The following is a 25,099-nucleotide window of genomic DNA, read 5'->3' on the forward strand; positions in this document are numbered from 1 at the left end:
AAAAATATCTAAGACTTTTCAATTTAGTTAATCTCCAAGTAATATATATACAACATCAAATACTTGAAATGTTAAGTAAATTCATCAATTCTTTTCTAGATAGGAAATCCCCAATTGCAGTACATGCTCACTGTGATGGTCCTTGTGGTGTTTATGATCCCGCATCTACGAGAGTTGCTGCTGAAGCAGTTTTATCCATGACAAAAAAACTTATTGCACTAGAATCTCCTTCTAGCACTGATTCAGCGGAGTGGGCTACATATAGTAATACATTTTCTAGATATGTTGCAGTTAAAGAAGAGCAAGCTAAAGAAACAAAGAAAGAAATTCTAATTTTATGGACAGATTACTTTAAACCAGTTCACTTAGAAACTTATCCAGACTTACATGAAACCATTTGGAAGGCGGCCAAATTATGCAGTGCATGCAAAGTTAATATTGATTTAGGTCAAGCTGAAGAATTAATGAGTTATGTAGAAAAGATTCATAATATTTTCTGGGCTTCAAAAGGAAGATCAGATGCTTTTGTAAAAGCTAGTTAATTTTAATTATTTTCAAAAGTTTTCTTGACTTAATTTTATTTCTCTTAGGTTTAAGAAAAACCGCTATTATTAGTGGTGACTCAATGTTACCTTCCCTCAAACAAGGAGATATCGTTTTTTTTAAAAATTATGAAGAAGGAAAGTCAGATCTTCAACCAGGACAAATAGTTATTTTTAACCATCCACTTAAGAATAAAAGGTTAATAAAAAGGATAAATTCAGTGAATCAATATAATATTGAGGTTTTTGGTGACAATATTGAATTTAGCGAAGATAGTAATAATTTTGGATTAGTAAACAACGAAAAAGTCATTGGGATTGTAACTTCTAAATTAATCATTCCTAAATTAAAAAAATCTTAATTCAAAAAAACAGCAGCACTTTTTTGAATCCAAAATAATCCCATAGAAAAGGAAAGCCCTCCTGCTAGAGCTATTAATCTTTTAATAAATTTTTGATTTGCTTTAAAGGTTGTAAAAGATATTAAACAAGTAAAAAGATTCATACTAATAAGTGAGCCAATCAAATATGAAATTAAATATAAGCAAGCACTTGTTAAAGGTAGTGCTAAAGCAGGAAGAACTGCAAGAAAATGCGAACCTCCAGCTATGCCATGTAGCAATCCTAAACCTGTTAAAGCATGAGAGTGCTTATTATTATTTTTTTGTTCCTTAACATGAAAGTGCAAGTGACGATGCGCAATTCCATTCTTATGCCTATGAGAATGTGTGTGGATACTTAGTTGAAAAGAATTTCTTATAGCAAATACCCCAACAATTAGCAGAGAAATTCCAACTAAGAATTCGGCAATATTGGAAAATTTGTTTAATGGCGTAATATCCTTAATAAAAATCGCTAGGAAAGCTAACAAAAGGACACCAGAAGAGTGTCCTAAGCCCCATGAGAAACTATTCTTAAGAGCTTTTTGGGGATTATTAATCGCTGCTGGTGCCATTGCGACTAGATGATCAGCACCACTAACAACATGCACAAATCCTGCAACTATACCGGTTAATATTACAGCCTGCATATATATTCAGTACAACTTTTTTTATTCATTTTTATAGCATAATTCACAGTCAAAATTAAATTGAGTTAAATAATTTCTTGAAAGAATTTTCAATATCACTTTCTCTCATAAAAGTTTCACCAATTAATACTCCCTTGATTCCAATTGATCTAAGCGATTCTAAATCTTGGGCACAATTAATTCCAGATTCACTAATGGGAAGAATATTTTGTTTTGAAAATATTTCTGCATATTTATTCATTAATTCTATCGATGTTTTTAAATCTGTTTTAAAAGTCTTTAAGTCCCTATTATTTATTCCAATCAAATTAAAGGATTTTAACTTCAGTATCCTTTCTAATTCATTTTCATTATGGACTTCAACAAGAACACTCATTTTTAAATTATCAGCAATTTTCTTTAGGTAAATTAAATCGTCATCACTTAAAATCGCAGCGATTAATAATATTGCATCCGCACCATATACCCTTGCTTTATAAATCTGATAAGCAGAAATAATAAAATCTTTGCAAAGGAGAGGGAGATTAGTTGATTTCCTAACAGTTTCGAGTATTTCAAAACTACCTTGAAAAAACCTTTTATCAGTAAGTACTGAGATACATGATGCGCCTAATCCTTGATAACAAATTGCTATATCTTCAGGGTTAAAATCTTTTCTAATAACTCCTTTACTCGGACTAGCTTTTTTTATTTCTGCAATTACTCCTGGTATTATTTTTGACTCCAAGATATTTTTATAAAAATCTTTGGGGGCAGGAAGTTTTTCAATTTTTTTTATTAGATCTTCTAAAGAAACTATTTTTTTAAAATTCTTAATTTCAATGTCCTTATGCCATACAATTTCTTCTAGAATATTTTTTGCTTGTGCTTCTCTATGAGGTACAGCATATTCTAAATTTTCTACCCTTACAGTTGGATTTGGTGGCCTGCGTCTTATCTCCATTAATTTTATATATTATTTTATTTGAGAAGCCGCTTGTTTATATGCGACCTCAACTACTTCACTAAGAGTGGGATGAGTATGAACTTCTTTAGATAATTCAATTACATCTTGGTTCCTTGAAATAGCGTTCGAAATTTCTTGAATCAAATCAGCTGCATGTAACCCAAAAATATGAGCACCTAATACTTTCCCATTATCTTTATTGAAAATCAACTTTAGTAATCCATCACTCTCCAATTCAGCCAATGCTTTTGAATTGGCCTTAAAGAAACTTTTAACAACTCCCAAAGTAAAATTTTCTTTTGCAGATATCTCCTTGGCTTCAGCTTCAGAGAGACCAACTGAACTTATCTCAGGGTGAGTAAAGGTTGCTGCAGGGATACTTTTATAGTTAATTTCGACGTTACCACCGCAAATATTATCAACAGCAATAGTACCTTGCGCTGCAGCTGTATGGGCAAGCATTAGTTTGCCTGTCACATCTCCAACGGCCCAAATGTTTGGTATTGTTTCATCACCATTCTTAACTCTCATTTGATCATCTACAGGAATGAAACCTTTTACTGTTTCGATCCCAACCGAATCAAGATTTAAGTTATTACTATTAGGACTTCTGCCAGTTGCAACTAGTACAGCGTCAACTTCTAAAGTTTCTACAACTTCTTTAGATTTTGCATCTGTCAGTTCTATTTTCACAGGACATCCAGGTGTTATTTTTGTTGCAAAAACATTTGATTTTGTGTCTATATCTCTTGCTTGAATAAGGTTCTTCTTGGCAATTTTTGTAATGTCTGGATCAAATGTTGGCATAATATTTTCCAAAGCCTCGATCATGGTAACTTCACAACCTAGTGCGGTATAAACATCAGCAAATTCTAATCCTATATATCCACTTCCAATAATAGCTATCCATCTTGGAAGCCACTCAAGTTTAACCGCATCATCACTAGTAAATACAGTCCTATTATCCAAAGTTATTCCACGGGGCACAAAAGGAGAAGAACCAGTTGCTATAACAATATTCTTAGATGTAAAGATTTTATCAATACCGTTTTTATCTCTTACACCTACTTTTTGATTTCCTTCAATTCTGCCAATGCCCAAAATAATTTCAACTCCACTCCTTTTGAGAGTTTTTGTTAAATTTTCTCTAACATTTAAAACTAAATTATTTGCATGATCTGCAATTTTTGATCTTTCGAACCTTACTGGGGAAGCATGAATACCAAATTTAGCTAAATGTTCATAATTAGCGATTTCTCTGACTTTTCCACTTGCAGCTAAAAGAGCCTTAGATGGAACACAACCCTTGTTAACACAAGTGCCTCCCATATCAGAAGATTCTACTATTGCGACTTTCAGTCCTTTACCAGCAGCATGTTTGGCGGCATCAAAACCTCCATATCCTGCTCCTATTACGATTAAATCAAAATCAAAACTTGAATCAGTCACTTTTTATTTACTTATTAGAGGTATATGCGACTCTTTTTCGTTCTAGTAATAATGGAACTGCAACACAAGCCACATTCAATGATTCTACAAGCTCACTATGCGGAATTGTAATTGTTTCATTAAAAGCTTCTTGAATTTTTTTATGAATACCTTGACCTTCATTACCCAAAATTAATGCGGTACGTTTAGACCAATCAATTTCCCAGTAGGGTTTTGAAGGTTTTTCTGGACTTTTATTATTGCTACTAGTAGAGAAAATCTTAAATCCTATATTTGATAATTCAGACAAAGACTTGAATAAAGAATTTAATATTTCTTCTTCAGTTCCATCAAATCTTAAAAATGGCAGATTAAAAACTGCACCAGATGATGCCCTTAATACCTTTTGGCCTAATGGGTGCGCACCTCCAGCTAAAAAAACTGCATTAACACCCGCAGCTAAAGCAGTTCTAAAAAGATTACCCATATTCCCAGGATCTTGAATCCTGTCGAGAACAAGAACAAAATCATCTTTACTATTAAATTGATAATTAGGTATTGATGAAATTTCTACTAAAGCTGCTATCCCATCTGGATTACTTGTTGAAATCGCAGAAGCTAAAACCTCTTCTGAGACCAAATTTATCAAAGATTGATCAAACTCTTTACTAAGATCTTGGTTCTTTTTTAGCCATTTTTCAGTAACTAAAATTTTGAAAGGGGAATTTCCAGACTTCAACAATTCCTCAATAAGATGAGTACCTTCTATACAAAAAAAATCTTTTTCTTTGCGAGAGGATCCGCTTTTAAATGATCTAAATCTTTTAACTAGATTATTGTTTTTACTAGTTATTTTTAAAAAAGTTTTTTCTATGAGAGATTTTAAAATTTTGTTAACTTAAATATATTAATCCTATAAAATTTTTGATCAATAATTTTTAAAATTTAATATCCAATAAATCAAATAACATATTTTTACTTTTAATTAATATTCAAGACGTTACATAAGGTGGACTTACTAATTTTCGTTTGTCATCATGAATCTAATAAATTAAGTCTTAATGATTTGCGTAAGCAAAAAGAAGTCATATCTTAAATCACAAAATTTAAAGATTTTTGGCCAAGGCAAATTAAATGGAATCGTTGAAATAAGTGGTGCGAAGAATTCGGCTTTAGTTTTGCTGGCTGCATCATTATTAACTAATGAAAAAATAGTTCTTCATAATGTTCCTCGTCTTACTGATATTGAAAAAATGTGTAATATCCTTAGAAATTTAGGGGTTAATGTAATAGAAAAAAACAATAAATTAGAGCTAGATTCACAAAATATTTCTATTGAAGAACTTCCATATGAACTTGTTAAGGGACTAAGAGCAAGTTTCTTTTGTATCGGTCCACTATTAAGTAAATTTGGAGAAGCTAAAGTTCCTTTACCTGGAGGGTGCAATATTGGTTCCAGGCCAATAGATGAGCACATTAACGGGCTTAAAGCATTAGGAGCGGAAATTCTTATTGAAGAAGGAATTGTCAAAGCAAAAATAAAAGGAGAGAAAAGTAAATTAATTGGTACCCATCTCAAACTAAACTGCCCAAGCGTAGGAGCAACTGAAACTTTAATAATGGCAGCATCATTAGCGGAAGGAAGAACTACCATTGAAAATGCTGCAAGAGAACCTGAAGTTCAGGATCTGTGCCAAATGCTTAATAAAATGGGGGCAAAAATTTACGACTCTGGTAAAGAAAAAATAATTATTGATGGTGTTAATAAACTTGGTGGTTGTATTCATAAAGTAATACCAGATCGAATAGAAGCTGGAACTTTCTTAATAACTGCGGCGGCGACCTCCTCTTCAATAACAATTTCTCCTGTGATTCCTAATCATCTTGAAGCTGTTACGAATACTCTTCAAAAGAGTGGTAGTAAAATTACCATTAAAGGTAATTCAATCACAATAAACCCTAAAGAGCTTAAGGCAGTAAATATAAATACTGCCCCTTTTCCAGGTTTTCCAACTGATTTGCAGGCACCATTCACAGCTCTAATGACAATAGCCAATGGTGAATCAAAAATAACCGAAACAATTTTCGAAAACAGAATGAATCATGTTCATCTACTTAATAAAATGGGGGCAAATATAAAATTAAACAAAAACGTAGCTTCTATCAAAGGTGTAAATACAATTTATGGTATGGATTTAATTGCCTCAGATTTAAGGTCATCAGCTGCATTAATAATCGCTGGAATTATAGCTAAAGGCAGTAGTAGAATCTATGGTTTAGAGCATTTAGATAGGGGTTATGAAAATTTTGAATCAAAATTAAAAATATTAGGTATCAAAATAAAAAGAGAATTTGTTGAAAGAGGCTTCACTAACAAAGAATATAAGATTTCTTCTAATACTGACGAAATTCCCAAAACCAGAGCTGCCTAAATTATAATTTTTGAATTAATTAATTTAGACGTAGGCGATATTTACTAGTGAAATACAACCCAAAAATAATAACAACAATACTAAAAAGCGATTAGACCAATTTCTATTTAAACCACTAAATTCAAATTCATTCATGCCCAGGTTCCACCATTAGAACCAAATGCTGTAAGTATAGTTACTGCAACAAAAAGGTAAGGAATAAATTTTAAGGATAATTTTTTTGCTTGAGCTTGGAACATTGTTTTTTCTTTTTAACATAACACAATATTACTAATCATGAAGTTATCTGCTAGAAAAAAGGACATTTATTAGCTTTTAGCTACAGAACTGTATCGTATATGCTTAATTTTTTATTTTTTTTTTAAATTATTGTCAGCAAATCAAATAAATTAATCACTGTGTTTTTATTAAATGGATTTTAACTAATACCAAATGTGATCTGGATAGCTCTTCCTTAACTACCAAACGAATAGTCAATAAAATGATTTTTGTTATAATAAAAAAGTTCATTATTTTTCAAAAGCCTTGGGAGCGTGGTGGAATTGGTAGACGCACCGCACTCAAAATGCGGCACCTTCGGGTATGTCGGTTCAAGTCCGACCGCTCCCACTTTGATGAATACTTATAGTCGATTCGATATCTCTTTCAAAAAAGGAAAAGGTTGTTGGCTATGGGACAAAAAAGGTAAAAAGTATCTTGATGCAGTCGCTGGTATAGCAACTTGTAGTCTTGGTCATAGCGATAGAGTTTTAAGAAGAAGGCTATCAACTCAACTAAAAAAGATTCAACACATATCAAATCTCTATAATATTGAAGAACAAGAACAATTAAGCGCAACTTTAACTAATATGAGTTGTGCTGAAAGCGTCTTTTTCTGCAATAGTGGTGCGGAAGCAAATGAATCAGCAATTAAATTAATTAAAAAATATGGAAATACTGTAAATAAAGATAAAGAATCAATTATTCTTGCAGCAGAATCTAGCTTTCATGGCAGGACGCTGGCAGCCTTGAGTGCTACTGGTCAGCCTAAATATCAAAAAGGTTTCGAACCAATGATTCAAGGGTTCAAATTTTTTAAATTTAACAATTTTGATTCGGTAAAAAAATTATTTGAAGAGTGTGAAAATAATGATCAAAAAGTTTCCGGTGTTTTAGTTGAACCAATACAAGGAGAAGGTGGTGTAATACCTGGAAGTAAAATATTTTTTAAAAACCTAAGAGATATATGTGATAAATATAATTCTCTTCTCATTTTAGATGAGGTCCAAAGTGGAGTAGGTCGAACTGGAAAAATGTGGGGTTATGAGAATTTAGGAATTGAACCTGATGGATTCACCCTTGCTAAAGGATTAGGCGGAGGACATGCAATAGGAGCATTATTGGTAAAAGAAAAAGCCAACATTTTTTCTCCAGGAGATCATGCAAGCACTTTTGGGGGGAACCCTTTCGCCTGTAAAGCTGCCCTAACTGTATTAGAGGAAATAAACAGAAGAAATCTTATCAATAATGTTTATCTAAGAGGGGAACAATTAAGTGCTGGGTTTGAAGAATTATCAAAAAAATTTCCAAATATTATTAGCGGAAAAAGAGGTTTAGGTTTGATACAAGGTCTTGTGATCAATGATGATTATGCTGATGCAAAAAAAATTACATTAAAAGCTTTTGATAAAGGATTACTGGTAGTTCCTGCAGGAGGAAACGTTGTAAGGATCGTGCCACCATTAGTTATATCTCTAAGAGAAATTAATATTCTTTTGGATAAGCTAAATTCAATTTTTGAAGAGTTATAGCAATTTAAATTTTGAAAAATGCAAATCTAAAATTTTTTGAATTATTATCACCTAAAGATGAAAGGGATAATATCAAGTTAGGTTTATCAAGAATTAAAAAAGCACTTCAAGAACTTGGTAATCCTTGCAAGAATATCCCCGCGATACAAATTATTGGAACCAATGGCAAAGGATCAATCGCGGCATATTTAGAAAGTATACTTTTTGAAGCTAAAAGGAATTTTGGTGTAACGACATCTCCTCATCTTTTGGACGTATGCGAGAGGATTAGAGTTAATAAAAAAAATATTAACAACACTGATTTCGAAAAAATCTATAGATTAATAGAAAAAAAATTTGCGACATTAGAATTAACTCCTTTTGAAAAGATCATTTGCTGCGCACTAAATTTTTTTGACCATCAAAAAGTTGAATTGCTCATTCTTGAAGCTGGCTTAGGGGGACGATTAGACGCTACAACAGCCCATAAATCTAGACCAATAATTGCTATTGGGAATATTGGCTTAGACCATAAAGAATTTCTTGGAGATACGATTGAAAAAATTGCCAAAGAAAAATTAGCAGTTATTGAAAAAAACTCAATTGTCATCTCATGCAACCAAAATAGTCAAGTTGAAAATTTAATAATCAAAAAAGTTAAAGAGGTTGGAGCAGAAATTATTTGGAAAGATTCAATTTCAAGCAGCTATGAGCTTGGATTAAAAGGAATTTTCCAAAAGAAAAATGCTTCAGTAGCTGTTGGAGCAATTGAAGCGCTGAATAATTTGGGATTTAATATTAAAGAAAAACACATATCTGAAGGTCTTAAAAAGACAGCTTGGAACGGAAGGCTAGAAATAATAAATTATTTCAATAAAGAAATTCTTGTAGATTGTGCGCATAATTATCCCGCTGCAAAAGCACTCTCTAATGAGCGAAGGAATTGGGAGAATGAAGATAAAGGAATTTATTGGATTTTAGGTGTCCAAAGACAAAAAGATATTTACGCAATATTAAAAACACTTGTAAAGAAAAATGATCACTTGTTACTTGTGCCAGTTCCAAACCAACCTAGTTGGCAATTAAACGATCTCTCTGAGATTAAAGAAATTGACTTTAAAAAAACAATTGAATTTAAAACATTTCAACTTGCCATTGAGTATTTATTTTCTTTAGAAAAATGGCCACCTAATCATCCTGTTCTAACAGGTTCTATTTTTTTAGTTGCTGAATTTATTAAATTTGCAAATAAACAGAAATGTTAAATATTAAATTGTTCCTTTACTTCCCAACCTTCCAATTTTCCTGGATTTAATAGCCCTTTAGGATCAAATTTTAATTTTGCTTTTACTTGATCTGCGTCAACCACTCCTAGGCCTCCGCCTTCGACAGTTAAAACATGGGGATTAAAAATAAACGCACCAAGTTTCTTACAATCTTCCATTATTTCATTTAATTCATCTACCCCATTCCACTTTAATACAGGCAAAGCCGCTAATCGCGGTGATCCTTGTTGAGACACTGCCTCTAAATGCCAAAGAACTTTTCTACCCCATTTTTTTCTCAAAAAATCAATCAATTCTATTTCATTATTAAGAGGCAAAAGCATCTGTAAATACGTCCAATTTTTATCCCTAGACCTCATATGAAGCGTTGTATGATTCCATACGACTTCAGAAATTCCATTGACAAGTTTTTCTTCTTCCCCAAGGAGGGTAAATTCAACTTTGAATTTTTTACAAATTAGTTCGATGGTTTTTGTCCCTCCAAGAGTAGATTGAATTAATATCTTGTGACTTCTAGAATTACTTTTAAACCATTTTGGCATTTGATCTACAATTTCTTCTTCAAGAATTGCTCCAAGTTTCAGATCAATTGCTGCGCTAGTAAGAGTTTTTAATATTTCTATTGTTTTTTTAAATTCAATACAGTCGATAACTATTGAATACCACTTGCGTTTAATATCAGTAGCAAGTGTTAAAGAAGTAATTATTCCATTAGTCCCATAAGCATGATTTAGAGGTTCGGACTCTTCGGCATCAAATTTTAATAATGCAGGTTTTTCATTCATCGTTATTGCCTCTAAACCAATAAGATTTCCTGGATCTCTTAAAAATCCCCACCTAATGGATCCAATACCTCCTGATCCACCTGCAATAAAACCTCCAATTGTTGCAGTTTTCCAAGTACTAGGAAGTAACCTCAATTCCCTCCCATATTTTTCTAATTGTTTATTCAAATCTCCCATAACGCAGCCAGACTGTACTTTTACAAAACCTGTATCCGGATCAAATTCTTCTAACTTATTAAAGTGACTCATCTGCATTACAACTCCTTTAAACAATGGGACAGCTTGTCCATAATTACCTGTACCTGAGCCCCTTAAAGTAAGTGGGATAGAAAATTCCCAACAAATTTTTGCTACTTCCTTTACCGCTTTTTGATCACTAGGTCTTACCACCAAATCAGCAATACATTCGTCTAATTTTTCAGTAAGGATTGGAGAGTAGTTATAAAAATCTTTTGAAAGTCTTTTTATATCAGATTGGCTTTCAATAATCTCTAAGTTATTGACTTCCCTAAATTTGTCTATAAATTTAAGAATATTTGATTTCATTAATAAAATTTTTATTGTTTTGTATATAAATTAGCCGATTAGCAATATAAATCGCCTTTTATAAACACTTTTCTCTTTAAGGTACTCGAAAAAACATCTGCCCATCTTTGTGCATCTAAAATTACAAAGTCAGCAGGGCAACCCTTTTTAATTAAACCATCCCATTTTAAGTTTAATAATCTGCTTGGAGCTAAAAAAATAGAAGATAGAGTCATTCTCTCCCAGGGATTTAATTGAAGCATAGGTATCGAGCAAGACAACATATAAAAAGGGTCAAAATTACCAAATGGGTACCAGGGATCTTGAACGTTATCACTACCTAGAGATACATCCACGTGAGATTTTTGTAATTGCTTTATTGGCGCAACTGGTCTTTTTAATTGAGTAGTTTTAGTGTCTCGATTAAGCAGCCAAAAATTTGTTAATGGTAAAGCAATAACTTTTATATTTTTCTTAGCCATTTTTTCTCCTAAATTTGAAATCTCTTCATGACTGAGAGAAATAAGACTACTCAAATGACTACAAGTAATCGGAATACTATTAATTTTTGAATTTTCGATTGTCTCCAATAAGACTTTTATTCCTGCTCCAGGCTCAATAATTGATTCATCTATGTGCAAATCAATTTCTAATTTATATTTACTAGCGAGAAGAAGCATCTTTGAAAGAAATTTACTAGTATCTTTTTTATTAAAAGGAGGAACAACAACACCCCCTAAGATGCCTCCATGAGAGGAAAATATTTTTGCTAACTCTTCTCCACTAGAAGTATCCCAGAATTCCAATGGGGCTAGAGCAACAAATTGTAATGTCAACTCAGATGAAAATTTTTTTTGTAATTTAAAAAGTTCAATCCAAATATCTATCGGTTGACATTTGTATGTATCAATATGACTTCTAATAGCTCGGTATCCATTTTTTATGGCAAGTTTTAATGATTTTTCAACTCTCTTAATAACCTTATCAGAGGTTCTAGTTTTATGTTCTTCAAGATTTACTGCTAATGCTCGTCCATAGTTTGATTCCAGATTAGGAAAATCTTCCCATGTAAAGGATTTATCAAAATGCGAATGCGTTTCAACAAATCTTGGAAATAAAATATTTTTTGGTTTGGCAACTTTATTTTTTAACGGCTTTAACTCAGATACGAATCCATCCTCCCAGCTGATGGAAATTGAACATAAATCCTCTACATCAATAATGAGGTTATCAAACTCTTCTATTAAACAAAGGCTTCTGGGAATAAGAACCTCAGCTTTGCCGGAATTACTCAAATTTTTAAATTTTCTTTTATTTTAAAACATAAGAAAACTTTAATGTATAAGAAAATAATTCAAATTTCGCCAAAAGATAAAAATAACTATGAAAATTTACCCTTGAGTTGTTAAATTTATAAATGTGAGGCGGGCGTCGCCAAGTGGTTAAGGCAGCGGCTTGTGGCGCCGCTATTCGGGGGTTCGAATCCCCTCGCTCGCCCTCAAAAAAATTGCAGCAAAATTATTTAACTTGTAATTTTGAATTAAAGTTCATAAAGAAATTCCTAGAAAAGTGCTAACTAAAACAAAACTAGACGAAAAAAAATTTCAAAGGAATTCAACTATAGGCAGTTATTGGATAACCACATTTGGATGCCAAATGAACAAGGCTGATTCTGAGAGAATGGCTGGGACATTAGAGAAAATGGGATATACCAGAGCAGAAAATGAATTAAATGCCGATTTGGTCTTATACAATACATGCACTATCAGAGATAATGCGGAGCAAAAAGTTTATAGCTTTTTAGGAAGACAAGCAAAAAGAAAACACAAAACACCTAACCTTAAACTGGTTGTTGCAGGTTGCCTTGCTCAGCAAGAGGGAGAGTCCTTACTAAGAAGAGTCCCAGAACTTGATCTTGTAATGGGACCTCAACACGTAAACAACCTTGAGAATTTACTGGGGAAAGTTGATTTAGGAAATCAAGTTGCTGCCACAGAAGAAACCTTCATTTCTGAAGACATAACAAGTGCCAGAAGAGAAAGCTCTATTTGTGGCTGGGTTAATATCATTTATGGATGTAATGAAAGATGTTCATATTGTGTAGTTCCATCTGTAAGAGGTAAAGAGCAATCAAGATATCCAAATGCGATAAAAAGTGAGATCCAAAAATTAGCTGATGATAATTTTAAAGAAATTACTCTTTTGGGTCAGAATATTGATGCTTATGGTAGAGATCTTCCAGGGACTACAAAAGAGGGAAGGAAAGAAAATACTCTAACTGATCTTTTATATTATATTCATGATGTTCAAGGGATTCGCAGAATAAGATTTGCTACTAGTCATCCAAGATATTTTTCAAAAAGATTGATTCAAGCTTGTTTTGAACTTGATAAAGTCTGTGAACATTTCCATATTCCCTTCCAAAGTGGAAATAATGAGATTTTAAAGCAAATGTCCAGAGGATACACCATTAAAAAGTATAAAAATATTATTGAGCATATAAGATCATTAATGCCAGACGCATCAATCACAGCTGATGCAATAGTTGCTTTCCCTGGAGAAACCGAACAACAATATCAAGATACATTAAAGCTAATATCAGAAATTGGCTTTGATCAAGTAAATACAGCCGCATACTCTCCAAGACCAAACACTCCCGCAGCAGTTTGGTCGAATCAACTTTCGGAAGAGGTAAAAAAAGCTAGATTGCAAGAAATTAATGATTTGGTCGAGAAAACTGCTAGAAGAAGAAATCAAAGATACATTAATAATATCGAAAGCGTTTTAATTGAGGGTTTAAATCCAAAAAATTCCTCGCAAATTATGGGTAGAACTAGAACAAATAGATTAACTTTCGTAGAGATTCCAAATAACATTCAATTTAATTTTTCACTGGGTGATGAAATAGATGTCAGGATTAATGAAGCAAGACCTTTTTCATTAACAGGTGAACTTTTCAAATAATTTTTTCTAAATGATCAGGGAAAAGAAAAAATGTATTGGATTAATATTTGGTGGTTATTCCAATGAACATGAAGTATCTATATCCTCTGCAAAAACAGTTTTTCAAGCATTTAATTCAGAAATAAACAAAAAACGCTTTACTATTAAAGCCTTTTACATAAACAAATTTGGAGATTGGATTGATAGTGACAGTTCTGAAAAAATCCTAATTGATGAAATTGAAAATAATACAACAAAAAAACAAGGAATTTTGAATCAAGAAAAAATTAACTTCCTAGAGGGAATCGAATTTCAAAATGTTGATGTATGGTTTCCTCTTTTACATGGATTTAATGGTGAAGACGGATCAATTCATGGCTTACTGAGATTTACAAAGAAACCTTTAGTCGGATGTGGAATTATAGGCTCAGCACTTGGAATGGATAAAATATTGATGAAAACAATTTTCTCAAACCTAAAACTTCCACAAGTTAATTATCTTGTTTTTCAAAATGAAGATCTCAACGAAAAAGAAGTCAAAAATAAGTTAATCAATGAAATTAAAAAAAATTTAAATTTTCCTATTTTTGTTAAACCCTCGAACTCTGGATCATCTCTTGGCATCTCCAAAGTCAAAAATGAATCGGAAATATTACAATCATTAGAAAAGGCTCAGAAAATAGATCCTAGAATCTTAGTAGAGGAAGGTTTGGAGGTAAGGGAGATTGAATGCGGAATAATTGGGAATTCAAAACTATTAACCTCTGAGATAGGCGAAGTGAAATACGAAAATGATTGGTATGATTACGATTCAAAATACAACTCAAATAATAAAATAACTATCCCAGCTGAAATAGATTCTAAAATTACTCAACAAATTAAAGAAATCGCTATTAAAAGTTGTAGAGCATTAAATATTTTTGGTTTTGCCAGAGTAGATTTCTTTTTAGAAAAATCTTCAAATAAAATCATGTTAAATGAAATAAATACAATTCCTGGTTTTACCAAAAACAGTATGTTTCCAATGCTATGGAAAGCTTCAGGTTTAAATATTGAACAACTTGTGGCTAAACTAGTAGATATATCTCTAGATTTATAATTCAAGTAAAATGTTGCATGGAATTCTTTGGCTACCTTTACTTTTTATCTTTGTTTTATTGACTGCTCTAGGATGGTTAGAAAGAAGAAGGCAAAATCTTTTTAGAAGTTGGGCAAATGGTTCTGAACTTTGTAAGTTAGATAGTTCAGGTGCAGCCTCCTTAAGGGACGGTGAATTGAGATGGAGCGCATTTGAAGCTGGCACATTTGAAGAAAAAGATAGTTTCACAATCAAAAAACTTGAATTAGTTGAGTTAATGGCCCTAACTTCTGGAGAGGCCCCTCTCACAAAAGAATCTCAAGGAAAGTGCCGATTGAGATTAGTAGGAGATGGTAAAGAGATGGATGTACCTTTTTCAGATGCAGAACAAGCTAGAGCATGGATGGACCAATTGATGGAAAAAGCTAGATGTGATTTGTGAAAAAACTGCAAAAAATTAATAATAAAAGCTTCTTATATCTAATTTTATTTTTATTTTTAACAAGTTTAATAAGCCTAAAAACTCTAAAAAAGGTCAATATTCAGGACATAAGAATTTCTGGTAGTGAATTATTCTCTCAGAATGATCTGGTAAATAATTCATCTTTAAAATTACCACGCCGATTAATTTTCATCAAAACTAATTTTTTAGAAAAAGAGTTAAAACAAAATTTATCGCTCAAGAATGTTTCGGTAAACAGAGAATTATTCCCTTTTGGTTTGAAAGTTCAAGTTAATACAAGAACTCCAATAGCTTACGGCGAGAAAATATTAGATGAAGAAAAAATATTAGGCTTTATTGATAAAGATGGAATTTTTATTAATAGAAAAAATGTAGACGAAAAAAATTTAAACAAATTAACCATACAAGTTTTTGGGTGGAAAGAAAAATTTAAAAAGACATTATCTGAAATTTTAATTGCCCAAGAGGATTATGAATTTGAGGTAGTTAAAATAACTTTTTCAACCAATGGGTTTTTAACTATTGAGGAAAAAGATTTAAAAACAATCTTACTAGGATTTAATCCAAGTTTAATCAAAAATCAATTACAAATAATCAATAACCTAAAAAATGAATTTAAGAAAAATAATTTTTCTGAAAAAATAGCGAATATTGATCTTACTGATCCAAATAAACCAAAAATAAAAGTGTTCAAACCCTAATATTTGGAAATTGATTTTAAATTATTTTTTTTAATTATTGTAGTGTTGGTGAGGGTTAAGCATTTAAAAAGAAATATTTAGAAAATAAATATTTTAAGGATTTTCCTAAACAAATCCCTACAGATGAGCTTAGTGAGTTCATAATGCACCCAATACTAGTATCAGTTCCCTATTAAGAGATGAGCTTCGGTAACAATCCAAACTTTGATCAATCGAGAGAAATCCTTCCCAGTCAAAACGCCAAAATAGAAGTTATTGGTGTAGGCGGGGGAGGAAGTAACGCAGTTAACAGAATGATAAATAGTGATTTAGAGGGTGTATCATTTAGAGTCCTAAATACTGATGCACAAGCACTACTACAGTCTTCTGCAGAACGTAGAGTTCAACTAGGACAAAACCTTACAAGAGGTCTAGGTGCTGGTGGTAATCCAAGTATTGGTCAAAAAGCCGCCGAAGAATCTAGAGATGAGCTTCAACAAGCTTTAGAGGCCTCTGATCTAGTCTTTATAGCCGCTGGAATGGGTGGCGGTACGGGTACAGGGGCTGCTCCGGTAGTTGCTGAAGTAGCCAAACAAAGTGGTGCTTTAACAGTAGGTATAGTAACTAAACCATTTTCTTTTGAAGGAAAAAGAAGAATGCGTCAAGCAGAAGAAGGAATCGCAAGGCTAGCTGAAAATGTAGATACTCTCATAGTTATTCCAAATGATCGATTGAAAGATGTTATTGCAGGAGCTCCCCTCCAAGAAGCATTTAGGAATGCTGATGATGTTTTAAGGATGGGAGTCAAAGGAATCAGTGACATAATTACTTGCCCAGGATTAGTAAATGTTGATTTCGCAGATGTAAGATCTGTAATGACAGAGGCAGGTACGGCCCTTCTTGGTATAGGTATTGGTTCAGGAAGATCTAGAGCATTAGAGGCAGCACAGGCAGCAATGAATAGTCCTCTATTAGAAGCAGCTAGAATTGATGGGGCTAAAGGTTGCGTTATAAATATTACCGGAGGCAAAGACATGACCTTGGAAGATATGACCTCCGCATCTGAAATTATTTATGATGTTGTTGATCAAGAAGCGAATATTATTGTAGGTGCAGTTGTCGATGAGGCAATGGAAGGAGAGATACAAGTTACTGTAATTGCCACAGGATTTGAAACAAACCAACCTTTAAGTCAACAAAGAATTAAAAACAGATTATCAAATCAACCTTTATATAATTTATCCGATAATAAAGAGTCAGGAGCAAGTATTCCCGAGTTTTTGAGATTAAGGCAGAATAAAAGAGATATAAGTTAAAAGGTAGAATAAAGTGACTCGGTTATCTCGCCTGCCTCAAGCATCCCTTGTGGCTGCTACCTTCCGGTCCTGACCAGGTTTAGGCGTTAAAACCGCGAAAGGCCGAGTCACAAACATATTAGCAATTCTTGATTAAAAAAGATACATAAATTTCTTATGTTACCTTCAGAACTCGTAAAGTATAAAGAAAAATCTCAAAAAATTATTGCACTAACTGCATGGGACTCCATATCAGGATCTATTGCAGAACAAGCTAATGTTGATCTCGTTTTAGTGGGAGATTCCTTGGCAATGGTTTGTTTAGGATATAAATCGACATTGCCATTAACTTTAGAAAACATAATTTATCATACTAATGCAGTTTCAAGAGGATTTAAAAAGAAAATTGAAGAACAACCCTTGGTCGTATCAGATATGCCTTTTCTGACTTACCAATGTGGAGAGGATAAAGCTGTGGAGTATGCAGGAAAAATTATTCAGAGCACTTATGCAAAGGCTGTAAAGGTAGAAGGGGCTGAACCAGAAATACAAAAAGTTATTTCTAGATTAATAAGAATGGGAATCCCTGTTATGGGTCATATAGGTCTTACACCACAAAGCTATCTAAATCTTGGATTAAAAAAACAAGGAGAAAGCTTAGAAAGCCAAGAAAAAATCAAGAGAGAGGCTTCTCTTCTTGAAAAGTTGGGATGTTTTTCAATAGTTCTTGAACATATTCCTGATTTGCTTGCTAAAGAAATACAAAAGACTTTAACAATTCCCACAATAGGTATCGGTGCAGGTAATCATTGTGATGGGCAAGTAAGAGTTACTGCAGATTTGTTGGGTCTTAATGATAATCAACCACCATTTTGTCAGCCGATTATAAAAGGGAAGGAATTATTTAAGGATAAATTGAAAGAATGGGTAGACTCTGAAAGACTTAAGTAATCTCATCCCACCACTTAAACATGGCAATAAGAATTTGATTACTAAGTTCCATTCCTTTTGGATCGCTTAAAAAGAATCTATTCCCCTTTTTCACTAAAAGTCCACTTTCAAGAAATCTTTCCCATTCTTCAAGCAATTTACTTAGGTTTCTTTTGAATTTTTTGTTTTCCCAGTTTTGTTCTTTAAACACCTCCTGGATATCTACACCCTCTTTAAGTCTCAATCCCAACATGATTTTCTCATCAAGTTCTTTATAGATAAAATCTTTATTAGTTAGGGATGAATCTAGATTAAGTTCACATTGCCTAATTACCCATTCTTTATATTCTTTACTAACTCTTGGTCTAGTTAACTTTTCTCCCCAAGGAGAACTAGTAGAACCTTGACCAAAACTCCACCAGCCTAATCCACTCCAATAAACTCTATTATGTCTGGATTGATGACCCGGGAGAGAATAGTTTGAGATTTCATATCTTGAGTACCCTGAGTTTTTTAAGATTAAATGAGTTGATTGACTATTTCTAAAAGCCTCATCATTAGTTGGAAGTTTTAACTTTCCTAAATTAACTAATTTCTTAAAAACAGTTCCATTTTCAATATTTAAATCGTAAATAGATATATGTGGTGGTAAAAACGTTATTGCCTTTTTTAAGTCATCTTGCCACTCATTAAATCCACTAAATGGCAAATTTTGAATTAAATCTAAGCTCCAGCTTTTTATTAACCCAGAATCATATTCTCTCTTCAACCATAAACAAGATTTTTCAGCATCCACTCTTAAATGCCGCCTTCCCGAGTTTTGAAGTATCTGATTATTAAAACTTTGTACACCGAGACTAAATCTATTTATACCAGCATTTATGAATCCATAAAGATCATCTTGATTAAAACTTGCTGGATCAACTTCCATGGTAATTTCAGCACCATAGTCAATTCCATAATTTTCTTTAAAAATATCAATTAATTCTTTGATTTGTTTCGGATCCAAAATTGATGGTGTGCCACCTCCTAAATAAAGTGTCGAAAGAGGTGATTTATGCTTAATTGACAATATTTCCTTGTATAAAAATTTCAAATATTCTTTAACAGTTTTGCTTCCATAACCTTGTAAAGTTTCAACATTGTTTCCAAGTGGAATAACTGCAAAATCACAATAAAAACACCTCCTATGGCAAAAAGGGATGTGTACATAGGCACTTCTTGGAAACTTATTCATAATTTAGATTCATTTTTAAGCTCCAAAAAAGTATTAAGGATCGAAAAAAACAAAATCCTTATTTACTCAATTAATAAATCCTAGTAGATTATAGATATGACAGATATCTTAGTATTAATTTTATTTGTATTATCTGGGGCTGCTTCAGGATGGCTTGGGGTTGATTTATTGCCAGTAGACATACTCAAACAGGTATCTAATGTAGAAGGTTTCAGAATTGTTTTAGCAATTATTGGTTTGTTTATAGGATTAGCAGCAGGTTTTGTATTCCTTCAACTTAGAAAGACGTTTCTTGATCAAATAAGGACGATGCCCACAGACTTATTAGTAAGTAGATCAGTTGGCTTAATTTTAGGATTACTAGTAGCGAATCTCCTTCTTGCTCCAATACTATTAATTCCTTTCCCTAGAGAAGTCTTTTTCGCAAAACCTCTAGCAGCTATATTAAGCAATATTTTCTTTGGTGTACTTGGTTATAAGTTAGCAGATACCCATGGGAGAACATTTTTAAGATTATTCAATCCTAATAATACTGATGCTTATCTAGTTAATGAAGGAATACTGCCCGCTGCAAGTCCAAAAATTCTTGATACCAGTGTAATTATTGATGGCAGAATAAATGGCCTATTAAGTTGCGGATTGTTGGAAGGACAATTAATTGTTGCTCAAAGTGTAATTGATGAATTACAAACTTTAGCTGACTCAAGCAGTAACGAAAAAAGGTCAAAAGGCAGGAGAGGTTTGAAATTGTTAAAAGAATTAAGAGATTTATATGGGAGAAGACTTGTAATAAATCCAACAAAGTATGAAGGTAATGGGGTAGATGAAAAACTTTTGAAAATTACTGAGGATATGACAGGAACTCTAATTACAGCCGACTATAATCTCTCGCAGGTTGCGGAAGTTAAAGAATTAAAAGTTATGAATTTGAGTGATTTAGTCATTGCTTTAAGACCAGAAGTACAGCCAGGAGAATCACTTAATATAAAAATCGTGAGAGAGGGTAAAGAAAAAATGCAAGGTATTGGATATTTGGATGATGGAACAATGGTTGTAATTGATGAAGCAAAGAATTTTGTGGGAAGCAGATTAGATATTGTTATCACAGGAGCACTACAAACTCCTACTGGAAGAATGGTATTTGGAAAACTGATCAATAATCCTGAGTCAAACAAATCTTTTAAATCACCAGCGACACAGGGCTAATTCTAGCTAGAATCAAATCAATCTTAATTTTGTGATACAAATGACTGTATCTGCTCCTTATTACGGCGAAAACACCGTTATGAGGACCCCGCCCCCTGATCTTCCCTCCCTTTTACTGAAAGAGAGAATCGTTTATCTTGGTTTGCCATTATTCTCAGATGATGATGCAAAAAGACAACTAGGAATGGATGTTACTGAGCTAATTATTGCTCAACTTCTTTATCTAGAGTTTGAGGATCCAGAAAAACCGATTTATTTCTATATCAATTCTACAGGAACAAGTTGGTACACTGGTGACGCAGTTGGTTTCGAAACAGAAGCTTTCGCTATCTGCGATACAATAAGTTACATTAAGCCTCCTGTACATACAATATGTATTGGACAAGCAATGGGGACAGCTGCAGTTATCCTTTCATCTGGCACGAAGGGGCAAAGAGCTGCTCTTCCACATGCCTCTATTGTTTTACATCAACCTATAAGCGGAGCAAGAGGTCAAGCAACTGATATCCAAATAAGAGCTGAGGAAGTTTTGAAAAATAAAAAATCCATGCTAGAGATTTTATCTCGTAATACTGGAAAGACTATCGAAGAACTCTCTAAAGACTCTGACAGGATGAGTTATCTTAACCCTCAAGAAGCCCTTGATTATGGAGTTATCGATAGAATACTCACAAGTCAAAAAGATTTGCCAAATAAAATTTAATTCTCACAAACAACTATTTTAAAATCATGCCTATAGGAACTCCAAGCGTGCCTTACAGACTTCCCGGAAGTCAATATGAAAGGTGGGTTGACATATATACAAGACTGGGTGTTGAAAGAATTCTTTTCCTTGGACAAGAAGTGAATGATGGTATTGCTAATAGCCTTGTTGCACAAATGCTTTATCTAGATTCTGATGACAATTCCAAACCTATCTACCTTTATATAAATAGCCCAGGAGGATCAGTAACCGCTGGCTTGGCTATATATGACACTATCAAATACGTAAAAAGTGATGTAGTAACTATTTGCGTAGGCCTCGCAGCCTCAATGGGTGCGTTCCTATTAGCCGCTGGTACAAAAGGGAAAAGAGTTGCTTTGCCTCATAGCAGAATAATGATTCATCAACCCCTAGGAGGAACATCTCAACGCCAGGCAAGTGATATTGAAATTGAAGCTAAGGAAATTTTAAGAATTAAAGATATGTTAAATATGTCTATGGCAGATATGACAGGTCAATCATTCGAGAAAATTGAAAAGGATACAGACAGAGATTATTTTCTAAGTGCAGAAGAGGCAAAAAACTATGGCTTAATTGATAGAGTAATCAAACATCCAAGCGAAGCAAATCAGTCTTAAATTTTCTAAATAAATATTTTAATTTTCATTTTTAAATTAATAATTTATTGGTTTATTTACACATTTAATGTCTAAAATATTAATTATCAAATGCAAAGAAACTAGAACTAATGACCCAACTCTTCTACGACACAGATGCAGATCTAAGTCTTTTAAATAATAAAACAATAGCGATAATTGGATATGGTTCACAAGGTCACGCACATGCCTTAAACCTTAAAGATAGCGGTATGGATGTAATTGTCGGATTATATAAAGGAAGTAAATCTGAAAGCAAAGCTATTAACGATGGACTAAAAGTGTTTAGTGTTTCTGAAGCTTGCGAAAAAGCAGACTGGATTATGATTCTTCTTCCAGATGAGTTTCAGAAAGATGTTTACCTTAAAGAAATAGAACCAAACTTAAAAGAAGGTAAGATATTAAGTTTTGCTCATGGATTCAATATAAGATTCGGACTTATCAAACCTCCTGGTTTTGTGGATGTGGTAATGATTGCACCAAAAGGACCTGGGCACACTGTTCGATGGGAATATCAGAATGGGCAAGGGGTTCCTGCATTGTTCGCAGTAGAGCAGGATTATTCTGGGAAGGCAAGATCATTAGCGATGGCATACGCTAAAGGTATTGGAGGAACAAGAGCTGGGATACTTGAAACGAATTTCAAAGAAGAAACAGAAACTGATTTATTTGGCGAACAAGCAGTTTTATGCGGAGGCTTATCTGAACTTGTCAAGTCGGGCTTCGAAACCCTTGTAGAGGCGGGATATCAACCAGAACTTGCTTATTTCGAATGCTTACATGAAGTTAAGCTAATTGTTGATCTAATGGTAAAGGGAGGCCTATCTCAAATGCGGGATTCCATTTCAAATACTGCAGAATATGGAGATTATGTAAGTGGTAAAAGACTTATCAATAGTGATACAAAGAAAGAAATGCAAAAAATCCTGAAAGATATTCAAGACGGAACTTTCGCTAAGAATTTTGTAGAAGAATGTGATAAAAATAAACCCTTAATGACAAAATTAAGAGAAGAGAACTCAAAACATGAAATAGAGAAAGTAGGTAAAGGTCTGCGAGCTATGTTCAGTTGGCTGAAATAAATTTATTTTTAATATTTCTTGGATCGATTGGTTTTGATTTATTGATCGGTGATCCAAGATTCTTTATTCACCCTGTTCAAATAATTGGCTTTTACATAAAAAAAATATCTGATTTATTCATAAAAAATTGTGGAGAAAATAAAAATATATTATTTTGGGGCGGTTTCATTATCGCTATTTCTACTATTGGAATAAGTTTTAGTTTAGGGAAATTGATAGAACTTAGTTATATGCAATCAAAAAATAATCTTTTTAGTGGATTTTTAATTTTTTTAGGACTTTCAAGTTGTTTTGCCACTAAAGGACTTATTTCAAGTGTAAAAGAGATTGCAGAGCTAATAGAACGCAAAGAAATTAATGACAAAAATGAAAACGCAATCAAAGAGAAAGTCCAAAGAATAGTAAGTAGGGATGTAAGGTCATCTTCGATGGAACATCTTATGAGATCAAGTACAGAAAGTCTTGCAGAAAATTCAGTTGATGGAATATTTGGGCCATTATTTTGGATATTTATTGGAATCGTTTTAATGAAGTTTTCAATTTTTCTACCAGGTCCTTTGTCACTTGGTTTTTCTTATAAAGCCATAAGCACATTAGATTCAATGATTGGTTATAAATATGATTACTTTAGATATTTGGGTTTTTTCAGCGCAAAAATCGAAGATTATTTCACTTTTATTCCCTCAAGATTAGTTTTACTGACATTACCTTTAGTTAGTTCCAAAGTAAATAATTATTTATCAATCATAAAAAATAGTTATCTAGATGGCAAAAAGTATGCTTCCCCTAATTCAGGGATTTCAGAAGCTATATTTGCATATATCTCCGGTATTAAATTAGGCGGAAAAAGTAAATATCAAAATGAAATTATTGAAAAGCCAATCATCAATTCAAATGGAGATTTTTGTAATAGAGAGAAAATCAAGTTAATATGTCAATTAATTTTGAGATTACAATTTTTATGGATAATAATTTTTATCTTAATTTTTTTTATAATTTTTAATCCAAATTAATAATAAATTAGTTTTAAAATTATTAAAATAAACAAAAAGTCTCAATGCAAGAACAAAACTCTTCAATGGAAAATAAAAATAATGATTTAACAAATAGATCATTAACTAACAATAAATACTCGAAGTGGGTAGATAATCAGGGAGATGAAGTAAAGAATGTTTTTGGATTTAATAATAGTGCTGAGCTTGTAAATGGTAGAGCAGCAATGATCGGATTCTTAATGTTAGTATTAACCGAGTTAGTTTTTAAAGGTAAACCTGTGACGTCTTCAATTTTTGGTATTAATTAAAAATGGGGGGGAAAAAATCTAATCCAATAAAAGTATTCTTATACATATCCGTATGGGTAATAATTTGGGGAACTTTTGGTTCTCTTATTGATTATCCTCTTTATAAGAATAAAATTTATTTAGAGGGTAGTATTTATCAATATCTTACTTTCGCAATTACAGCTATAATTTCCATCATATTTGCAAAATTTATTTATAAAAAAATTGAGTTATAAAAACTTGTATCTAAATTTTCTAATAATTTTAGCTGGTTCATTGTTGTCATTTGACTCATAAAGTATCCATTGATGTGTCTCAGTATCATGATCACATCCATAATTACCAGATAAATTATCGTAACTTGAGAGGTATGAATGACAATATTGGTCTGCCTCAAAAGCAGAATCATAACCTGTTAAAAAATATATCAAGAATAAAACAAGTACTAACAAAAAAAATACTGAAAAAATTAAATTAAATACCTTCATAACAAATTCTAAAATTTAAATATATCATCTAAAAAAATTTTCCGATCTAAAATACACTTAACGTCCAATATTAAAAATAAAGTCATGGAATTCTTGATTATTTAGATATAAGATGACTAAAAGTATTAAGATTATATTCAAGCCAAGAACTAGTGATCCAATAATATTTATTTGTTTTTTACCTGGTAAGGTGTATGTAATCTCCTTGTCTTTAAGAAAAGAAGCTAGGCCTTTTTTTTCTTTTTTTGAATATTTTTTTTCAACATCAGTTTTAACTTCATCTTCAGAAAAACCTTTTACCATTTAAATTTCA

27 protein-coding genes, 2 tRNA genes and 1 other RNA gene are annotated in these 25,099 nt (G+C 32.5%); 20 read left to right on the forward strand and 10 right to left on the reverse strand.

The genetic code is table 11. The annotated features are described in order from the left end of the window. Positions 1 to 68 precede the first annotated feature (68 nt). Complete coding sequence (gene sodN, locus SOI86_RS04310; RefSeq protein ID WP_320682369.1) at positions 69 to 542, forward strand: superoxide dismutase, Ni; 474 nt, start codon at positions 69 to 71, stop codon at positions 540 to 542. Positions 543 to 625: 83 nt separating this feature from the next. Beyond that, positions 626 to 904 (forward strand): nickel-type superoxide dismutase maturation protease, encoded by a 279-nt coding sequence (gene sodX, locus SOI86_RS04315; RefSeq protein ID WP_320682370.1) that lies wholly within the window; start codon positions 626 to 628, stop codon positions 902 to 904. Here sodX and SOI86_RS04320 read toward each other — a convergent pair. Genes SOI86_RS04320 through SOI86_RS04335 form a run of 4 tightly spaced genes read right to left on the reverse strand, consistent with a single transcriptional unit; the run spans position 901 to position 4,820 of the window. Beyond that, complete coding sequence (locus tag SOI86_RS04320; protein ID WP_320682371.1) at positions 901 to 1,572, reverse strand: hydantoin utilization protein A; 672 nt, start codon at positions 1,570 to 1,572, stop codon at positions 901 to 903. The genes sodX and SOI86_RS04320 overlap by 4 nt on opposite strands. Before the next feature lie 55 nt (positions 1,573 to 1,627). Beyond that, on the reverse strand, positions 1,628 to 2,515 hold the full coding sequence (trpC, locus tag SOI86_RS04325) for an indole-3-glycerol phosphate synthase TrpC (RefSeq protein WP_320682372.1): 888 nt from the start codon (positions 2,513 to 2,515) through the stop codon (positions 1,628 to 1,630). Positions 2,516 to 2,527: 12 nt separating this feature from the next. After that, positions 2,528 to 3,967: a dihydrolipoyl dehydrogenase gene (lpdA, locus tag SOI86_RS04330; RefSeq protein ID WP_320682373.1), complete on the reverse strand. Its 1,440-nt coding sequence runs from the start codon at positions 3,965 to 3,967 to the stop codon at positions 2,528 to 2,530. 7 nt (positions 3,968 to 3,974) lie between these two features. Next, the gene (locus SOI86_RS04335; protein ID WP_320682493.1) at positions 3,975 to 4,820 is read right to left on the reverse strand and encodes an RNA methyltransferase; all 846 of its coding nucleotides are present in this window, start codon (positions 4,818 to 4,820) and stop codon (positions 3,975 to 3,977) included. Positions 4,821 to 5,007: 187 nt separating this feature from the next. On the opposite strand from SOI86_RS04335, the gene murA reads away from it, so the two are divergent. From murA to SOI86_RS04355, 4 genes are all read left to right on the forward strand, one after another. Further along, positions 5,008 to 6,378, forward strand: a complete 1,371-nt coding sequence (murA, locus tag SOI86_RS04340; protein ID WP_320682374.1) for a UDP-N-acetylglucosamine 1-carboxyvinyltransferase — start codon at positions 5,008 to 5,010, stop codon at positions 6,376 to 6,378. 527 nt (positions 6,379 to 6,905) lie between these two features. Next, positions 6,906 to 6,987, forward strand: a tRNA-Leu gene (locus tag SOI86_RS04345). Between the two features lie 5 nt (positions 6,988 to 6,992). Beyond that, a complete protein-coding gene (locus tag SOI86_RS04350; RefSeq protein ID WP_320682375.1) occupies positions 6,993 to 8,168 on the forward strand; it encodes an aspartate aminotransferase family protein in 1,176 nt (391 codons plus the stop codon). An 11-nt stretch (positions 8,169 to 8,179) separates the two neighbouring features. Further along, complete coding sequence (locus SOI86_RS04355; RefSeq protein ID WP_320682376.1) at positions 8,180 to 9,412, forward strand: bifunctional folylpolyglutamate synthase/dihydrofolate synthase; 1,233 nt, start codon at positions 8,180 to 8,182, stop codon at positions 9,410 to 9,412. Here the strand turns inward: SOI86_RS04355 and SOI86_RS04360 are convergent. Together SOI86_RS04360 and SOI86_RS04365 are read right to left on the reverse strand one after the other, a co-directional pair. Further along, on the reverse strand, positions 9,409 to 10,764 hold the full coding sequence (locus SOI86_RS04360; RefSeq protein WP_320682377.1) for an FAD-binding oxidoreductase: 1,356 nt from the start codon (positions 10,762 to 10,764) through the stop codon (positions 9,409 to 9,411). The two genes, SOI86_RS04355 and SOI86_RS04360, sit on opposite strands and share 4 nt — an antisense overlap. A 38-nt stretch (positions 10,765 to 10,802) precedes the next feature. Next, entirely contained in the window at positions 10,803 to 12,038 is a 1,236-nt protein-coding gene (locus tag SOI86_RS04365; protein ID WP_320682378.1) for an amidohydrolase family protein, read from the reverse strand. 129 nt (positions 12,039 to 12,167) lie between these two features. Here SOI86_RS04365 and SOI86_RS04370 point away from each other — a divergent pair. From SOI86_RS04370 to ftsZ, 6 genes are all read left to right on the forward strand, one after another. Beyond that, a tRNA-His gene (locus SOI86_RS04370) sits at positions 12,168 to 12,240 on the forward strand. Between the two features lie 72 nt (positions 12,241 to 12,312). After that, positions 12,313 to 13,707, forward strand: a complete 1,395-nt coding sequence (miaB, locus tag SOI86_RS04375; protein ID WP_320682379.1) for a tRNA (N6-isopentenyl adenosine(37)-C2)-methylthiotransferase MiaB — start codon at positions 12,313 to 12,315, stop codon at positions 13,705 to 13,707. A gap of 10 nt (positions 13,708 to 13,717) precedes the next feature. After that, positions 13,718 to 14,785, forward strand: a complete 1,068-nt coding sequence (locus SOI86_RS04380; protein WP_320682380.1) for a D-alanine--D-alanine ligase family protein — start codon at positions 13,718 to 13,720, stop codon at positions 14,783 to 14,785. 10 nt (positions 14,786 to 14,795) lie between these two features. Then, positions 14,796 to 15,206: a hypothetical protein gene (locus SOI86_RS04385; RefSeq protein ID WP_320682381.1), complete on the forward strand. Its 411-nt coding sequence runs from the start codon at positions 14,796 to 14,798 to the stop codon at positions 15,204 to 15,206. After that, entirely contained in the window at positions 15,203 to 15,928 is a 726-nt protein-coding gene (locus SOI86_RS04390; RefSeq protein WP_320682382.1) for a cell division protein FtsQ/DivIB, read from the forward strand. Before SOI86_RS04385 ends, SOI86_RS04390 begins: the two co-directional genes overlap by 4 nt. A gap of 179 nt (positions 15,929 to 16,107) precedes the next feature. Continuing rightward, positions 16,108 to 17,223, forward strand: a complete 1,116-nt coding sequence (ftsZ, locus tag SOI86_RS04395; protein WP_320682383.1) for a cell division protein FtsZ — start codon at positions 16,108 to 16,110, stop codon at positions 17,221 to 17,223. 12 nt (positions 17,224 to 17,235) lie between these two features. On the opposite strand, the gene ffs is transcribed toward ftsZ, so the two are convergent. After that, an RNA gene (ffs, locus tag SOI86_RS04400) (signal recognition particle sRNA small type) lies at positions 17,236 to 17,332 on the reverse strand. Between the two features lie 47 nt (positions 17,333 to 17,379). Between ffs and panB the strand changes: the two genes are divergently transcribed. After that, the gene (gene panB / locus SOI86_RS04405; RefSeq protein ID WP_320682384.1) at positions 17,380 to 18,153 is read left to right on the forward strand and encodes a 3-methyl-2-oxobutanoate hydroxymethyltransferase; all 774 of its coding nucleotides are present in this window, start codon (positions 17,380 to 17,382) and stop codon (positions 18,151 to 18,153) included. Here the strand turns inward: panB and hemW are convergent. Beyond that, positions 18,146 to 19,369, reverse strand: a complete 1,224-nt coding sequence (gene hemW / locus SOI86_RS04410; RefSeq protein ID WP_320682385.1) for a radical SAM family heme chaperone HemW — start codon at positions 19,367 to 19,369, stop codon at positions 18,146 to 18,148. The genes panB and hemW overlap by 8 nt on opposite strands. Before the next feature lie 96 nt (positions 19,370 to 19,465). On the opposite strand from hemW, the gene SOI86_RS04415 reads away from it, so the two are divergent. From SOI86_RS04415 to SOI86_RS04445, 7 genes are all read left to right on the forward strand, one after another. Beyond that, positions 19,466 to 20,575, forward strand: coding sequence for a TRAM domain-containing protein (locus SOI86_RS04415; protein WP_320682386.1), 1,110 nt, complete (start codon positions 19,466 to 19,468; stop codon positions 20,573 to 20,575). A 40-nt stretch (positions 20,576 to 20,615) separates the two neighbouring features. After that, complete coding sequence (locus SOI86_RS04420) at positions 20,616 to 21,278, forward strand: ATP-dependent Clp protease proteolytic subunit (protein WP_011376956.1); 663 nt, start codon at positions 20,616 to 20,618, stop codon at positions 21,276 to 21,278. 26 nt (positions 21,279 to 21,304) lie between these two features. After that, positions 21,305 to 21,916 (forward strand): ATP-dependent Clp protease proteolytic subunit, encoded by a 612-nt coding sequence (locus tag SOI86_RS04425; protein ID WP_320682387.1) that lies wholly within the window; start codon positions 21,305 to 21,307, stop codon positions 21,914 to 21,916. Between the two features lie 110 nt (positions 21,917 to 22,026). Then, positions 22,027 to 23,016 (forward strand): ketol-acid reductoisomerase, encoded by a 990-nt coding sequence (gene ilvC / locus SOI86_RS04430; RefSeq protein WP_320682388.1) that lies wholly within the window; start codon positions 22,027 to 22,029, stop codon positions 23,014 to 23,016. Further along, positions 23,004 to 24,029, forward strand: coding sequence for an adenosylcobinamide-phosphate synthase CbiB (gene cbiB / locus SOI86_RS04435; RefSeq protein ID WP_320682389.1), 1,026 nt, complete (start codon positions 23,004 to 23,006; stop codon positions 24,027 to 24,029). The genes ilvC and cbiB overlap by 13 nt, the downstream gene beginning before the upstream one ends. A gap of 44 nt (positions 24,030 to 24,073) precedes the next feature. Beyond that, positions 24,074 to 24,319 (forward strand): chlorophyll a/b-binding protein, encoded by a 246-nt coding sequence (locus SOI86_RS04440; protein WP_320682390.1) that lies wholly within the window; start codon positions 24,074 to 24,076, stop codon positions 24,317 to 24,319. A gap of 2 nt (positions 24,320 to 24,321) precedes the next feature. Continuing rightward, positions 24,322 to 24,534, forward strand: a complete 213-nt coding sequence (locus SOI86_RS04445; RefSeq protein WP_320682391.1) for a hypothetical protein — start codon at positions 24,322 to 24,324, stop codon at positions 24,532 to 24,534. On the opposite strand, the gene SOI86_RS04450 is transcribed toward SOI86_RS04445, so the two are convergent. Both SOI86_RS04450 and SOI86_RS04455 read right to left on the reverse strand, forming a co-directional pair. Beyond that, positions 24,529 to 24,729: a hypothetical protein gene (locus tag SOI86_RS04450; protein ID WP_320682392.1), complete on the reverse strand. Its 201-nt coding sequence runs from the start codon at positions 24,727 to 24,729 to the stop codon at positions 24,529 to 24,531. The two genes, SOI86_RS04445 and SOI86_RS04450, sit on opposite strands and share 6 nt — an antisense overlap. Before the next feature lie 114 nt (positions 24,730 to 24,843). Then, on the reverse strand, positions 24,844 to 25,089 hold the full coding sequence (locus tag SOI86_RS04455; protein ID WP_320682393.1) for a hypothetical protein: 246 nt from the start codon (positions 25,087 to 25,089) through the stop codon (positions 24,844 to 24,846). Positions 25,090 to 25,099: the final 10 nt, after the last annotated feature.

Source organism: Prochlorococcus sp. MIT 1314 (assembly GCF_034093315.1).
Classification (GTDB): domain Bacteria; phylum Cyanobacteriota; class Cyanobacteriia; order PCC-6307; family Cyanobiaceae; genus Prochlorococcus_A; species Prochlorococcus_A marinus_Y.

Bases quoted from the DNA above. Each gene is read 5' to 3' on its own strand.
- sodN (WP_320682369.1), top strand. From the start codon at position 69: ATGTTAAGTAAATTCATCAATTCTTTTCTAGATAGGAAATCCCCAATT.
- SOI86_RS04420 (WP_011376956.1), top strand. From the start codon at position 20,616: ATGACTGTATCTGCTCCTTATTACGGCGAAAACACCGTTATGAGGACC.
- murA (WP_320682374.1), top strand. From the start codon at position 5,008: ATGATTTGCGTAAGCAAAAAGAAGTCATATCTTAAATCACAAAATTTA.
- SOI86_RS04320 (WP_320682371.1), bottom strand. From the start codon at position 1,572: ATGCAGGCTGTAATATTAACCGGTATAGTTGCAGGATTTGTGCATGTT.
- SOI86_RS04350 (WP_320682375.1), top strand. From the start codon at position 6,993: ATGAATACTTATAGTCGATTCGATATCTCTTTCAAAAAAGGAAAAGGT.
- hemW (WP_320682385.1), bottom strand. From the start codon at position 19,369: ATGAATAAGTTTCCAAGAAGTGCCTATGTACACATCCCTTTTTGCCAT.
- SOI86_RS04360 (WP_320682377.1), bottom strand. From the start codon at position 10,764: ATGAAATCAAATATTCTTAAATTTATAGACAAATTTAGGGAAGTCAAT.
- SOI86_RS04455 (WP_320682393.1), bottom strand. From the start codon at position 25,089: ATGGTAAAAGGTTTTTCTGAAGATGAAGTTAAAACTGATGTTGAAAAA.
- ftsZ (WP_320682383.1), top strand. From the start codon at position 16,108: ATGAGCTTCGGTAACAATCCAAACTTTGATCAATCGAGAGAAATCCTT.
- panB (WP_320682384.1), top strand. From the start codon at position 17,380: ATGTTACCTTCAGAACTCGTAAAGTATAAAGAAAAATCTCAAAAAATT.
- sodX (WP_320682370.1), top strand. From the start codon at position 626: ATGTTACCTTCCCTCAAACAAGGAGATATCGTTTTTTTTAAAAATTAT.
- SOI86_RS04445 (WP_320682391.1), top strand. From the start codon at position 24,322: ATGGGGGGGAAAAAATCTAATCCAATAAAAGTATTCTTATACATATCC.
- trpC (WP_320682372.1), bottom strand. From the start codon at position 2,515: ATGGAGATAAGACGCAGGCCACCAAATCCAACTGTAAGGGTAGAAAAT.
- SOI86_RS04380 (WP_320682380.1), top strand. From the start codon at position 13,718: ATGATCAGGGAAAAGAAAAAATGTATTGGATTAATATTTGGTGGTTAT.
- ilvC (WP_320682388.1), top strand. From the start codon at position 22,027: ATGACCCAACTCTTCTACGACACAGATGCAGATCTAAGTCTTTTAAAT.
- SOI86_RS04415 (WP_320682386.1), top strand. From the start codon at position 19,466: ATGACAGATATCTTAGTATTAATTTTATTTGTATTATCTGGGGCTGCT.
- SOI86_RS04440 (WP_320682390.1), top strand. From the start codon at position 24,074: ATGCAAGAACAAAACTCTTCAATGGAAAATAAAAATAATGATTTAACA.
- SOI86_RS04385 (WP_320682381.1), top strand. From the start codon at position 14,796: ATGTTGCATGGAATTCTTTGGCTACCTTTACTTTTTATCTTTGTTTTA.
- SOI86_RS04425 (WP_320682387.1), top strand. From the start codon at position 21,305: ATGCCTATAGGAACTCCAAGCGTGCCTTACAGACTTCCCGGAAGTCAA.